The 12,950-nt window shown below is 69.1% G+C and carries 13 protein-coding genes; 7 read left to right on the plus strand and 6 right to left on the minus strand.

The window, feature by feature from the left end; all coding sequences use genetic code 11:
• Positions 1–4: 4 nt before the first annotated feature.
• Positions 5–1,498, minus strand: a complete 1,494-nt coding sequence (locus ACXRVZ_RS16800) for a Ppx/GppA phosphatase family protein (protein ID WP_457425235.1) — start codon at positions 1,496–1,498, stop codon at positions 5–7.
• A 62-nt stretch (positions 1,499–1,560) separates the two neighbouring features.
• Between ACXRVZ_RS16800 and ACXRVZ_RS16805 the strand changes: the two genes are divergently transcribed.
• The 4 genes from ACXRVZ_RS16805 to ACXRVZ_RS16820 all read left to right on the plus strand — a co-directional run bounded on the left by ACXRVZ_RS16805 (position 1,561) and on the right by ACXRVZ_RS16820 (position 5,403).
• Positions 1,561–2,424, plus strand: coding sequence for a dienelactone hydrolase family protein (locus ACXRVZ_RS16805; RefSeq protein ID WP_457425237.1), 864 nt, complete (start codon positions 1,561–1,563; stop codon positions 2,422–2,424).
• Between the two features lie 21 nt (positions 2,425–2,445).
• Positions 2,446–3,228 (plus strand): ZIP family metal transporter, encoded by a 783-nt coding sequence (locus ACXRVZ_RS16810; RefSeq protein WP_458232600.1) that lies wholly within the window; start codon positions 2,446–2,448, stop codon positions 3,226–3,228.
• Positions 3,215–4,264, plus strand: coding sequence for a helix-turn-helix domain-containing protein (locus ACXRVZ_RS16815; RefSeq protein ID WP_457425241.1), 1,050 nt, complete (start codon positions 3,215–3,217; stop codon positions 4,262–4,264). The genes ACXRVZ_RS16810 and ACXRVZ_RS16815 overlap by 14 nt, the downstream gene beginning before the upstream one ends.
• Positions 4,265–4,359: 95 nt before the next feature.
• The gene (locus ACXRVZ_RS16820) at positions 4,360–5,403 is read left to right on the plus strand and encodes an alpha/beta hydrolase family protein (protein WP_457425243.1); all 1,044 of its coding nucleotides are present in this window, start codon (positions 4,360–4,362) and stop codon (positions 5,401–5,403) included.
• On the opposite strand, the gene ACXRVZ_RS16825 is transcribed toward ACXRVZ_RS16820, so the two are convergent.
• From ACXRVZ_RS16825 to ACXRVZ_RS16840, 4 genes are all read right to left on the minus strand, one after another.
• Positions 5,390–5,824, minus strand: a complete 435-nt coding sequence (locus tag ACXRVZ_RS16825) for a universal stress protein (protein ID WP_457425245.1) — start codon at positions 5,822–5,824, stop codon at positions 5,390–5,392. The two genes, ACXRVZ_RS16820 and ACXRVZ_RS16825, sit on opposite strands and share 14 nt — an antisense overlap.
• Positions 5,825–5,890: 66 nt before the next feature.
• Positions 5,891–6,721 carry a sulfurtransferase gene (locus ACXRVZ_RS16830; protein WP_457425247.1) on the minus strand — a complete coding sequence of 277 codons (831 nt, stop codon included), beginning with the start codon at positions 6,719–6,721 and terminating at the stop codon, positions 5,891–5,893.
• Positions 6,718–7,602: a DMT family transporter gene (locus ACXRVZ_RS16835; protein WP_457425297.1), complete on the minus strand. Its 885-nt coding sequence runs from the start codon at positions 7,600–7,602 to the stop codon at positions 6,718–6,720. Before ACXRVZ_RS16835 ends, ACXRVZ_RS16830 begins: the two co-directional genes overlap by 4 nt.
• 17 nt (positions 7,603–7,619) lie before the next feature.
• Positions 7,620–8,744 carry an aromatic ring-hydroxylating oxygenase subunit alpha gene (locus tag ACXRVZ_RS16840; protein WP_457425249.1) on the minus strand — a complete coding sequence of 375 codons (1,125 nt, stop codon included), beginning with the start codon at positions 8,742–8,744 and terminating at the stop codon, positions 7,620–7,622.
• 254 nt (positions 8,745–8,998) lie between these two features.
• Here ACXRVZ_RS16840 and xseB point away from each other — a divergent pair, with 254 nt between their 5' ends.
• The 3 genes from xseB to dxs are packed head-to-tail and all read left to right on the plus strand — an operon-like array spanning position 8,999 to position 12,046.
• Entirely contained in the window at positions 8,999–9,250 is a 252-nt protein-coding gene (gene xseB, locus ACXRVZ_RS16845) for an exodeoxyribonuclease VII small subunit (protein WP_457425250.1), read from the plus strand.
• Positions 9,251–9,252: 2 nt separating this feature from the next.
• Positions 9,253–10,140 (plus strand): polyprenyl synthetase family protein, encoded by an 888-nt coding sequence (locus ACXRVZ_RS16850; RefSeq protein ID WP_457425252.1) that lies wholly within the window; start codon positions 9,253–9,255, stop codon positions 10,138–10,140.
• A 10-nt stretch (positions 10,141–10,150) separates the two neighbouring features.
• Positions 10,151–12,046, plus strand: coding sequence for a 1-deoxy-D-xylulose-5-phosphate synthase (dxs, locus tag ACXRVZ_RS16855; protein WP_458232601.1), 1,896 nt, complete (start codon positions 10,151–10,153; stop codon positions 12,044–12,046).
• Here the strand turns inward: dxs and ACXRVZ_RS16860 are convergent.
• Positions 11,994–12,902 (minus strand): LysR family transcriptional regulator, encoded by a 909-nt coding sequence (locus tag ACXRVZ_RS16860; RefSeq protein WP_457425256.1) that lies wholly within the window; start codon positions 12,900–12,902, stop codon positions 11,994–11,996. The two genes, dxs and ACXRVZ_RS16860, sit on opposite strands and share 53 nt — an antisense overlap.
• Positions 12,903–12,950: the final 48 nt, after the last annotated feature.

The raw sequence follows: 12,950 nt of genomic DNA on the forward strand, positions 1-12,950 counted from the left end.
GCCGTTACGCCATCGCCAGTTCCAGCAAGCCCGTTCGTGCCCAGGCCTCGGCCTCTTCCTTCAGCAGATAGCGCGTGCGCGCCTGCTCGCCGGACCAGCTCTTGGGGAATCGCAGCGTCAGCTGCCTGGCCGCACGTTCGAGCGTCGGGCTGCCCGCCTGCACCGGCGTGCGCGCGTGGCAGAGGATGACGGCCAGGCGTAGCGCGATGAGCGGGTCCAGCAGGCTGTCGTCGGCCAGTTGTGACTCCAGCTTGCGCAGCCCGCCGCGCTGGCCCAGCGCCAGCGTGGCCAGGCGTTGCAGCTGGTTCGTGGAGAAGCCCGCTGCATCGACGTGGCCGATGACGTAGGCGCTGTGGCGGTGATGGTCGTGGTGCGACACCAGCATGCCCACCTCGTGCAACGCCGCAGCCCAGCGCAGCTCGCGCAGCGGCTCGGGCAGGGGTTTGGGCACCAGCTGGCGGTAGAGCTGCTCGGCCTGGGTGGCGACGCGCTCTGCCTGGGCGGTGTCGACGCCGAAGCGCTGCTGCAGCTCGGCGACGGAACCGGCCCGCGGGTCGCGTGCGCCGCTGGGCAGCAGGCGCTCGGCCAGGTCGAAGATGACGCCCTGGCGCAGTGCGCCCTTGGTGGGCAGCAGCTCCTTGATGCCGAACTGCGTCAGCAGCGTGTAGAGGATGCACAGGCCGCCGGCCACGACGGGGCGGCGGTCGTCCTTGAGGCCGGGCAGCTGCAGCTTGTCCTGCGAGCCGGCGGCGACGCATTGAGCGATGCACCAGCGCAGCGCGTCCTGCGTGATGCGGCCGTCGGTCTGGCCCGTGGCCGCGAGGATGTGCGACACGGCGCCCACCGTGCCCGACGAGCCCAGCGCCTCTTTCCACAGCTCGGGGCGGAACAGCGTCAGCGCTTCTTCCAGCTCGGCGCCGGCCGCCACCTGGGCAGCGCGGAAGGCCTCGGCCGTGTAGACGCCATCGGCAAAGAAGCGCATGGACAGGCCGACGCTGCCGACGCCGAAGGACTCGGCCAGCAGCGGCTTGCGGCCCTTGCCGAGGATCATCTCGGTGGAGCGGCCGCCGATGTCGATGACCAGTCGCGCCTTGTCCGACGGCTGCAGGCGGGCCACGCCGGCAAAGATCAGGCGGGCCTCCTCGCGGCCGGAGATAACCTCCACAGGATGGCCCAGCGCGGCCTCGGCGCGGGCGAGGAAGGCGTTGCGGTTGCGCGCCTCGCGCAGCGTCTGCGTGGCGACGGCACGGATGCGCTCGGGCGGGATGCCGACGAGCTGCTCGCCGAAGGCCGTCAGGCAGTCCAGTCCGCGCTGCATGGCGTCCTCGGTCAGCATGCCCTCGGCATCGAGGCCAGCGCCCAGGCGCACGCTCTCCTTGATGTAGGTGACGCGCTGGTAGCGCTCGCCGCTGAGGCGGGCCAGTTCCAGCCGGAAGCTGTTGGAACCGATGTCGATGGAGGCCCAGGGTTGGCTGTTCGGGTCGGGGCGCGTCGTCATGGGCGCGGATTGTCGGGGCAAAATTTGACGCTCCTCTGTAACCCTGCCCCCCAGGAGCCCTCATGTTGAAAGAAGAGATCGACAGCCTCGCCCCCGGACGCGATTTCAGTCGCCGTGGCTTCGTGCAGACGGCCGTGGGCAGTGGCTTCGCGGCGGCCGTGCTGCCGGTGACGGCGCAGACCATCGCAACYGACGCGGCAGGCCTGGAAGCGGGCAGCGTCACCATCCCGGTGGGCGATTTCAAGATGCCGGCCTACCACGCCCAGCCGGCAGGCAAGAAGAACCTGCCGGTCATCCTGGTGGCCAGCGAGATCTTTGGCGTACACGAGCACATCGCCGACGTCTGCAGGCGCTTCGCCAAGCAGGGCTATCTGGCCATCGCGCCCGAGCTGTTCGCGCGACACGGCAATGCCGGCGCCTACACGGACATCCCTAAGCTCATCAGCGAGGTCGTCAGCAAGGCAAGCGACGCGCAGGTGAACGCCGACCTGGACGCCGCCGGCGCCTGGGCCGCAGCCAACGGTGGCGACACGGCGAAGCTGGGCATCACCGGCTTCTGCTGGGGCGGGCGCACCACCTGGGCCTATGCCGCCCACAACCCCAAGCTGACGGCGGGCGTGGCCTGGTACGGCCCGGTGGCGCGCAGCTACCACCCCGGCGACAAGACCATCGTCGAACGCGCCGCCAGCATCAAGGCGCCGGTGCTGGGTCTGTACGGCGCGGCCGACACGGGCATCCCGGTCGAGACGCTGACGCAGCTGGAAGCGGCGCTGAAGGCGGCCGGCAACCTGAAGAGCGAGTTCGTCGTCTACCCCGACACGCCGCACGCCTTCCACGCCGACTACCGGCCCAGCTATCGCAAGGCCGCCGCCGACGACGGCTGGGCCAAGTGCCTCGCCTGGTTCCGCAAGAACGGCGTCGCCTGAGCGCGCAGGGACAATGCGCGGATGACCCTTCTCTACATCGTGCTCGCCACCTTCGCGGGCGGGCTGCTGTCGGTGCTCGTCGCCGCGAGCCTGACCGTCGGCGTGCTGACCCGCCTGGTGAAGAGCCTCGTCAGCCTGTCGGCCGGCATCCTGCTGGRCACTTCGCTCTTGAACGTGCTGCCCGAGGCCTTCGAGAGCCACACCGCCGCGCCGCAGACGCTATTCGCCGTGCTGCTGGGCGGCCTGCTGTTCTTCTGGCTGCTGGAGAAGGTGGAGCTCTACCGCCACGTGCACCACCACGAGGGCGACGGCCACCACCATCACCACCACTTCGACGCGGAGCAGGCCGGGCGCGGCGGGCTGACCGTGCTGGTGGGCGACAGCATCCACAACTTCTGCGACGGCGCCATCATCGCGGCGGCCTTCTTGGCCGACACGCGGCTGGGTTTCGCGACGGCGCTGGCCATCGTTGCGCATGAGATCCCGCAGGAGGTGGGCGACTACATCGTGCTGCTGAACGCCGGGTTGAGCCGCGCCAAGGCGCTGCTGTTCAACGCCATCTCGGGCATGGCCTCGGTCGTCGGTGGCGTGCTGGGCTACTTCCTGATCGGCAGCTTCGAGTCGGCGCTGCCCTATCTGCTGGTGCTGGCGTCCAGCAGCTTCATCTACATCTCGGTGGCCGACCTGCTGCCGCAGCTGCAGCAGCGTCTGGCCTGGCGCGAGACCTTCGCCCAGGTCGCCTGGCTGGCCGTGGGCCTGGCCGTGGCCTTTGGGGTGTCCACGCTGCTGCATGGAACTCATTGACGCAGCCTTGCGCGGCGCCCTGGTGGCGCTGCTGACGCTGGTTGTCGCCATCCTCGCGCCGCATTGGCGGCATGACCGCCATGCCGACCTCGTGCGGGTCAGCCTCGCGCTGGCGCTGTCCTTGGCCGTGCAGGCGGTGTCGGCTTCACCCTGGGTCGAACACCGGCTGAGCTGCGCGGCGCAGTCGCCTGGCATCGGCATCTCGCTGGGCGCAGCGGCGCTGTTCTGGCTGTTTGCGTGCGCGGTGTTCGAGGACGGTTTCCGCCTGCGCGCCTGGCACGTCGCGCTGTGGGCGGCGGTCGTGGCGTTCGGCGCATCCATCTGCCAGTGGGCGGGCTGGTGGCCGGCAATCGCACTGCTGCGCGCCGTGCCCATTGCCTTCGTGCTGCTGGGCCTGGCCGCCGTCGTCGGGCCGTGGCGGGTGGACCTGGTTGAAAAGCGCCGGCGCTGGCGCGGTGTCGTCGTGGGTGGCGGCGCGGTCTATGCGCTCGTCATGGTGAGCCTGCGCATCCGCTCTGCCGACGGCAACCTCAGCAGCCTCGGCGCGCTGGGTGACGTGGCCATGATGCTGGCGCTGACCAGCCTCATCGCCTGGCGGCTACTGGCGCCGCGCGCGCAGGGGCTGTGGGGCGAGGACGCGCCGCCCCTTCCCGCACCTCCCGCGCCACCGGCCGCCGAGCCGCAGGACCAGGCCGTGGCCGCCGCACTCGCCAAGCTGATGGGCGAGGGCCGCGGCTACGCGCAGGAGGGCCTGAGCTTGGCCGGCCTGGCCGAGCAGTTGGCCACGCCCGAGTACCGGCTGCGCCGCGTCATCCACCAGACCCTGGGCCACCGCAACTTCACGGCCTATGTGAACGGCCTGCGCCTGCTTGAGGCCAAGCGCCGCCTGGCCGACCCCGCCCAGCGCGCGCTGCCGGTGCTAACGATTGCGCTGGACGTCGGCTTCGGCTCCATTGGCCCGTTCAACCGCGCCTTCAAGGCGGATACGGGGCTGACGCCGACCGAATTCCGCCAGAAAGCGCTGGCCGATTCATGAAATAGCGCGCCGAAACCTGCAAAGCGCGGGTTTCGGCCAGACGTGGCGGGCGCATCCGCCGAGGCTGAGGGCTTCTCAACTCCGAGGAGCCTCCCATGTTCTTCCGCCTCCTGCTGGCCAGCTTGACGCTGAGCGTCACCGCTCACGCCGCCACCATCGGCACGCTGACCCTGCCCGCCGACGAAGCAGGCGCCGCCGTCGCGCTGTTCTATCCCACCGCCGCCGCCGGCAAGTCCGAGACGCGCGGCGACCTGACACTGATGCTGGCGCACGACGCGCCGCCCGTGCTCGGCAATGGCCGCCTCATTGCCATTTCGCATGGCTCCGGCGGCGGCCCCTGGGTGCATTCCACGCTGGCCAAGGCCCTGGTCGACGCCGGCTTTGTCGTCGTGCTGCCGCTGCACCGAGGCGACAACTGGCAGGACCCAGGCCGCCCCGGCCCCGACAGCTGGAAGCAGCGCCCCGCCGAGATCAGCCACGCCATCGACCGTGTGGCCGCCGACCCGCGCTTTGCCGGGCTGAAGCTGGACCGCGTGGGCGTCTTCGGCATGTCGGCCGGCGGCCACACGGCGCTGACGCTGGCCGGTGGCGCCTGGTCGCCCGAGCGCTTTCGTGCGCATTGCGAGCGCCATCTGGCCGAGGATTTCCAGAGCTGCATCGGCCTGGCCACGCGCCTGACCGGCGGCGGGCTGGACGGCTTCAAGCTGTGGCTGGCTCAGCGCGTGCTCAACTGGAAGTTCGGTGGCGACGCCGCGCCGCAGACCCACGCCGACTCGCGCATCGCCGCCGTCGTGGCCGGCGTGCCGCTGGCGGCCGACTTCGACCTCGCCACGCTGGCCCGCCCGCGCGTGCCGCTGGGCCTCATCACCGCCAGCGACGACCGCTGGCTGCTACCGCGCTTTCACAGCGATCCGCTGCGTGCCGCCTGCCCCGGCTGCGAACTGCTGGCCGACCTGCAGGGTGCGGGCCACGGCGCGCTGCTGGCCCCTGCGCCGCGGGCCACCGAGCTGGGCTCCCTGGAATGCGCCATGCTGTGCGACCCGCCCGGCTTCGACCGCCCCGCGGCAACGGCGCTGTGGGTAGCGCGCACGGTGGCCTTCTTCCAGCGCCATCTGCTGGGCGGCGCTACTTCACGATGAGGACGGGCAGGTCGATGTGGTTCAGCACCTTCTGCGTCTCGCTGCCCAGCAGCAGGGCGGCCAGGCCGCTGCGGCCGTGGGAGGCCATGACGATGAGATCCACGTTCTCGGCCTTGGCGTGGTCGACGATGGCCTCCCAGGCGTGCAGCGCCTCGATGGTGTGACCCTTGCACGATAGGCCCTGCGCCGCTGCGGTGGCGCAGACATCTTCGACGCGCTTGACCGCGACGCGCTGCTGGGCGTCTATGAAGTCCTGCGGCGGCACGGGCTGGATCTCGGAGACCGCGCTGTAGGGGAAGGGCTCCATGACGCTGAGCGTCAGCAGCTGGGCGCCATGCACCTTGGCGAGCTCGACGGCGGTGGCGACCGCATGGCTGGTGATGTCGGAGCCGTCCGTGGGAACGAGGATGCGCTTGAACATTCGGTCCTCCAGTCGTTGCGGGAAACCGCAGTTTGGACCATCAGGCGCCGCGATGCTTGTCGGAGATCAAGCCTTTGCAATCGGTCGAGCGGGGTCGGCCGACCATTCGCTCCACGAGCCAGGGTAGAGCACGCCATCACCGAGGCCCGCGTGGCGCATGGCCAAGAGGTTGTGACAGGCGGTGACGCCGGAGCCGCATTGGTGAACGACGGTGTCCGCGGCCAGCGCTTGCAGCTCGGCGCGCAACTGGGCAGCGGGCTTGTAGCGGCCGTCGGCGCCGAGGTTGTCCTTGAAGAAGCGGTTGCTGGCACCAGGGATGTGGCCAGCGGCCTTGTCCAAAGGCTCGACGTCACCACGGAAGCGCTCGGCGGCGCGGGCGTCGATGAGACGGACCTTGCCGAGTTGCTTGAGCAGCGTGGCGGCGTCGATCTGCTGCGTCAGCGGTTCACCGGGCTGCCAGTCTGTGGGCGTGATGGTGGGTGCGTCGGTGGTGCGCTCACCGTCCCAGGCGCCGTCGAGCACGGCGACTTCGGCGTGGCCCAGCCAGCGCAGCATCCACCAGGCGCGCGCCGCGTACATGCCGCCCTGGGCGTCATACGTGACGACCTGGCGGCCTGCTGTGAGGCCCAGGCGCCGCAGCAGCGCGGCGAAGGCGTCGCGCTCGGGCAGCGGGTGGCGGCCGTGGAAGACGCCGTCGGGGCCTGTCTTGGCGCCCGCGAGGTCGCGGTCCAGGTGCAGGTAGAACGCACCGGGAATGTGGCCGGCGGCGTAGGCGCGCTCGCCAGCAGCGGTGTCGGCCAGGTCGAAGCCGCAGTCGAGGATCAGCGGGTCGCCGTGATCTTCAATGAGGGCGCGCAGCTCGGCGGGGGAGATCAGCGTCTGGTAGCTCACGGTCATGACTCGTTGGGGTTGAACTGGCTGTCTTTCGGCGGCGGCGCCACCTTGGCGCGCAACATCGTGGCGATCAGGCCGGCGCCGATGATGAGCAGCATGCCGACCGTGGCGGGCCAGGTCAGCGGGTCCTTGAACAGCAGCATGCCGTAGCCGAAGGAGAAGACGATGCCGAGGTATTGCAGGCAGGCGTTCACCAGCGGCCGGCCGATGGCGTAGGCGCGCGTCAGGCAGACCTGGGCGGTGGTGGCGAGCAGGCCGACCGCGAGCAGCAACGCAGCGCCCCACAGTGTGTGCGTCTGCAGGCCGCCCTCGGTCACGGCGGTGATGAGGGCGCCGGCGATGGCGCCGCCCATCGAGAAGTAGAAGACGACGCGCAGCTCGGGCTCGCCGGCCCGGCCCAGCGCCGTCACCTGCAGATAGGCCATGGCGGCCAGCATGCCCGACACCAGGCCGGCCAGACCGTGCCAGAGCTGCTGCTGGTCCAGCGTCGGGCGCAGGATGAGGGCGACTCCGACGAAGCCCAGCAGCACCGAGGCCATCAGCCGCCAATCAAGTTTTTGCGCGCCCATCAGCACCGCGCCGCCGAGCAGGAACAGGGCCATCCAGACGGAGGACATGTAGTTCAGCGTCATGGCGGTTGCCAGCGGCAGCTTGGCGATGGCATAGAACCACAGGCACAGCGAGGTGACGCCCGAAATGCTGCGCCACAGGTGCATGCCGGGCAGCTTGGTGCTCAGGCTGATGCCCTGCTGGCGCGTCAGCAAGGCCATGGCCGTCATGCCGACCAGGCCCCGGTACATGACGATCTCGCTGGCCGCGTAGAGCTCGCTGGCCAGCTTGACGCAGACGCCCATGGTGGCGAACAAGAGCGTCGCCAGCACCATGAGCATGGGGGCCGGCATCAGGGTGGCGTGCCGATCTCGTTGCCGATTTCGTTCCGATACCACTCGTGGAAGTGCTGCATGCCGTCTTCCATTGGGCTCTGGTAGGGGCCGGTTTCGTTGTCGCCACGCATCATCAGCGCCTTGCGGCCGGCATCCATGCGCTCTGCGATCTCGTCGTCCTCCACGCAGGTCTCCATGTAGGCCGCCTGATGGGCTTCGACGAAGTCGCGCTCGAAGGCGACGATCTCCTCCGGGTAATAGAACTCGACGAGGTTGAGCGTCTTCTGGGGGCCGAGCGGGTGCAGCGTCGACACGACCAGCACATGCGGGTACCACTCCACCATGATGTGCGGGTAGTAGGTCAGCCAGATCGCGCCGGCCTCGGGCGGGCGGCCCTCGCGGAACTTCAGCAGCTCGTCATGCCAGCGCTGGTAGACCGGCGAGCCCGGGCGCTCCAGCTCGTTCTGCACGCCGACGGTCTGCACCGAGTGGTGCTTGCCGAACTCCCAGGCCAGGTCGTCGCAGCTGACGAAGCCGCCCAGGCCGGGGTGGAAGGGGCCGACGTGGTAGTCCTCCAGATAGACCTCGATGAAGGTCTTCCAGTTGTAGTTGCACTCGTGGGCCTGGACTTTGTCCAGCACGTAGCCGGAGAAGTCGAGCTGGGCGCGTGGGCCGAGCTGGGCCAGTTCCGCAGCGACGTCATGGCCGTTGGCCTCGAACAGCAGGCCGTTCCATTCCTGAAGCTTGTAGCGGTTCAGGTTGAGGCAGGGGTCCTGCTCGAAATGCGGTGCGCCGATCAGTTCGCCCTGATGTGAATAGGTCCAGCGGTGCAGCGGGCAGACGATGTTGGCCTGGGTGTTGCCGCGCCCGCGCAACATGACCGCCTGGCGGTGCCGGCAGACGTTGGAGATCAGCTCGATGCCTTGGCTTGAGCGCACCAGCGCCCGTCCTTCGCCCTCCTGCGGCAGGGCGTAGTGGTCCCCGATTTCAGGGACGGCCAGTGCATGGCCGACGTAGCGGGGCCCCCGCTGAAAGATGCTGGCCTGCTCGCGCTGGAACAGATCGGGATCGAAATAGGCGCTCACCGGGAGCTGGGTCTGGCTGCGTTTGAGCGCCGAGACGGGAAGACTCAGGTCGGACATGATCCAGGCGGGTCTTTCAGACGGGTAGGGGTGCTGCGTCCCTCCGGCGCATCTCGTTGCCGAGTCGGCCAGGTTGCTAGGTGATGGATGGGAGGCGGATCGCGCTTGCGCGCGTCCTGCCAAAGGCCGCGCTCGCGCGACCGCGGGGAAGGGTGGGGATTCTACCCAGGGCGTCGGGCACCGGCTACCGCAAGGCCTTGGTGGCACGGGAATGTCAAAACCCGCTGACTACAATCGCTGTTTCGCGTTCTGAAATGACAAAGTCCTCCCCCCGCACCAAGGCCGCCGCGTCAGACGGCAGTGATCTCAGCTACGAGCAAGCGCTCGACGAGCTTGAGCGCCTGGTGGCGGCCATGGAGGGCCAGCAGCTGCCGCTGGACCAGCTCCTGCAAAGCTACAAGCGCGGGGCAGAACTGCTGACCCTGTGCCGTGGCCGCCTGCAGGCGGTGGAGCAGCAGGTCAAGCTGCTGGACGGTGCTGAATTGAAGGCCTGGGAGGGCTCCTGAAGATGGATGCAAAGGACTTTGACCACTGGGTGGACACGTCGCTGACCGCCTTCGAGGCGGCCATCGACAGCCTGGTGCCTGCGAATGCGCCGGCCGGTCTCGGCGAGACCATGCGTTACGCCGCGCTGGGCGGCGGCAAGCGGCTGCGCCCGCTGCTGGTGCTGGCGAGCTGCGCGGCCGTCAGCGGCGACAGCTTTGCGGCGATGCGTGCGGCCTGTGCGGTCGAGCTGATCCACGCCTACTCGCTGGTCCACGATGACATGCCCTGCATGGACAACGACGTGCTGCGCCGTGGCAAGCCGACCACGCATGTGGCCTTTGGCGAAGCCCAGGCCATGCTGGCCGGCGACGCGATGCAGGCCCTGGCCTTCGACGTGCTGACGCCGGACGACGGCATCGAGCCCGCATTGCAGGCGCGGTTGTGCCGGTTGCTGGCGCGCTCCTCCGGCTACGACGGCATGGCCGGCGGCCAGGCCATCGACCTGGCGAGCATCGGCAAGCAACTGGATGAATGCACGCTGCGCGACATGCACCGCCGCAAGACCGGCGTGCTGCTGCAGGCCAGCGTGATGATGGGCTCGGCCTGCGGGTCGGCGTCGCCGCAGGCAACGAAGGCGTTGTCAGACTACGGCGCCGCGCTGGGCCTGGCCTTCCAGGTTGTCGACGACATCCTCGACGTGACCCAGGAATCGCATGTGCTGGGCAAGACTGCCGGCAAGGACCAGGACGCCAACAAGCCGACTTATGTCAGCGTGCTGGGCCTGGAGCCGGCTCGTATCCTGGCCCAGCAACTGCGCGCCGAGGCCAAGTCGGCGCTGGCTGCCAGTGGCCTGGCCGACGTCAGCCACCTGAGCCTGCTGGCCGACTCGGTCGTCGAGCGCGTGAACTGAGGGCTTCGCCATGGAATACACGTTGCTGAACGGCATTGACACTCCGGCCGACCTGCGCCGCCTGCCTCGCACGGACCTGCGCAAGGTCGCCGACGAGCTGCGCGCCTATGTGCTGGAGAGCGTCTCCCAGACCGGCGGCCACCTCGGCTCCAATCTCGGCACGGTCGAGCTGACGGTGGCGCTGCACTACGTCTACAACACGCCGGAAGACCGGTTGGTGTGGGACGTGGGCCACCAGACCTACCCGCACAAGGTGCTGACCGGCCGACGTGCGCGCATGGGTTCGTTGCGCCAGCTCGGCGGCATCAGCGGCTTCCCGCGCCGCGACGAGAGCGAGTACGACACCTTCGGCACCGGCCATTCGTCTACCAGCATCTCCGCCGCCCACGGCATGGCCATGGCGGCCAAGCTCAAGGGCGAGAGCCGCAAGGCCGTGGCCATCATCGGCGACGGCTCGATGACGGCGGGCATGGCCTTCGAGGCGCTGAACAACGCCGGCGTGGCCCATGGCGGCCTGCTGGGTGACGTGCTCGTCATCCTGAACGACAACGACATGTCGATCAGCCCGCCGGTCGGTGCGCTGAACAAGTATCTGGCCCGCCTGATGAGCGGCAGCATCTATGCCGCTGCCCGCGAGGGCGCCAAGAGCGTGCTGAAGAACACGCCGCTCTACGAGTTCGCGCGCAAGTTCGAGGAGCACACCAAGGGCATGGTCGTGCCGGGCACGATCTTCGAGGAGTTCGGCTTCAACTACGTCGGCCCCATAGACGGCCACGACCTSGACTCGCTGRTGCCCACGCTSGAGAACCTGCGCGACAAGAAGGGCCCGCAGTTCCTGCACATSGTCACCAAGAAGGGCGCGGGCTACAAGCTGGCCGAGGCCGACCCGGTCAAGTACCACGCCGCCGCCGGCAAGTTCGACCCGGCCGTGGGCTTCGTCAAGCCGGCCACGCCTGGCAAGCTCACCTTCACGCAGGTGTTTGGTGACTGGCTGTGCGACATGGCCGAGGCCGACCCGCGCCTCGTCGGCATCACGCCGGCCATGCGTGAGGGCTCGGGCATGGTGGAGTTCCACAAGCGCTTCCCGCAGCGCTATCACGACGTCGGCATTGCCGAGCAGCATTCGGTCACCTTTGCCGCCGGCATGGCCTGCGAAGGCATCAAGCCGGTCGTGGCGATCTACTCGACCTTTCTGCAGCGCGCCTACGACCAGATGATCCACGACGTGGCCATCCAGAACCTGCCCGTGCTGTTCGCGTTGGACCGCGCCGGGCTGGTGGGTGCGGACGGTGCCACGCATGCCGGCAACTACGACATCGCCTACACGCGCTGCATTCCCAATATGGCCGTGCTGACGCCGGCCGACGAGGACGAATGCCGCCAGGCGCTCTACACCGGCTTCATGCACAACGGCCCGGTGACGGTGCGCTACCCGCGAGGCGCGGGCGCTGGCGTCACGCCGGTCAAGGCGATGACGGCGCAGGCCTGGGGCAAGGGTGAAGTCAGGCGCAAGGGTCAGCGCGTCGCCATCCTGGCCTTCGGCACGCTGCTCTACCCGGCGCTGGCAGCCGCCGAGCGCCTGGACGCGACGGTCGCCAACATGCGCTTCGTGAAGCCGCTGGACGCCGAGCTCGTCGCCGAGCTGGCACGCACGCATGACGCCATCGTCACCGTCGAGGACGGCTGCATCATGGGCGGCGCCGGCAGCGCAGTGACCGAGGCACTGAACGCGGCCGGCTTGAATGTGCCGGTGCTGCAGCTGGGCCTGCCCGACGAGTTCGTCGAGCACGGCGATGTGGCCAAGCTGATGAGCCTGTGCGGCCTGGACGCGGCCGGCATCGAGGCCAGCATCGTCAAGCGCTTCGCCGCCAAGCCTGTGGTCGTTGCTCGCGCCGCAACGCGCTGAGCAAGGCGTCGACCAGCGGCTGTGCAGGTCGATGCAGGGGAATCAGCGCCGAGACCCGGTAGGGAATCGAGACGGTCAGCGGCCGCACCTCCAGACCTGATCCTGCGCAAGCCGCTGCGGTCAGCGGATTGACGATGGCCACGCCCAGGCCTGCGCGTACCAGTTCGCACACGGCGACGGCGCTGTGCGTCTGCAAGCGCAGCCGCCGCTGCACACCCGCCGCATCGAACCGGGCATCGATTTCGCGCCGGTAGGGGTCTTCCTGCGCGAGGCTGATGAAGTCCTGGCCTGCGAAGTCCTTCAGCGCCAGCCGCTTGCGTGACGCGAGCGCATGGCCGGCCGGCAGCACGGCCACCTCGTCCGCCTCCAGCACCGGCTCCACGCGCACACCGGGCAGTGGCGTCGCCTGCTCGGCCAGGCCGAGGTCGAAGCGCTGCTCGCTCATCCACGCATCCAGCAACGGCGGCTCGGCGGGCGTGATGTCGACACGCACGCCTGGGTGCCGTTCCAGCAAGGTGGCGAGCGCGCCGGGCAGCAGCGCGTGGCTCAAGGCGGGCAGGCTCAGCACGCTCAACTCCGCGTCGGCATCGCGGCCCAGCGCCTCGGCGCGCTCGATGACACGGGCCAGGCCCTGGAAGCTGCGCTCCACTTCGTCGAACAAGGCCCGCGCCCGCGCCGTCGCCTTGAGCCGGCCGCGCTCGCGCTCAAAGAGGGCGTAGCCCAGCAGTTGCTCAAGGCGTGCCAGGTCGCGGCTCAGCGTCGGCTGCGAGGTGTGCAGCAACGCGGCCGCGCCGGTGACGCTGCCGGCCGTCATGACGGCGCGAAAGACTTCGATGTGGCGGTGCTGGATATCCATATCAGAACTGGATTGTCCAACGATAAATTGCAATTTGATTGAATGGCT

It is taken from the genome of Roseateles sp. P5_E8 (genome assembly GCF_054177665.1).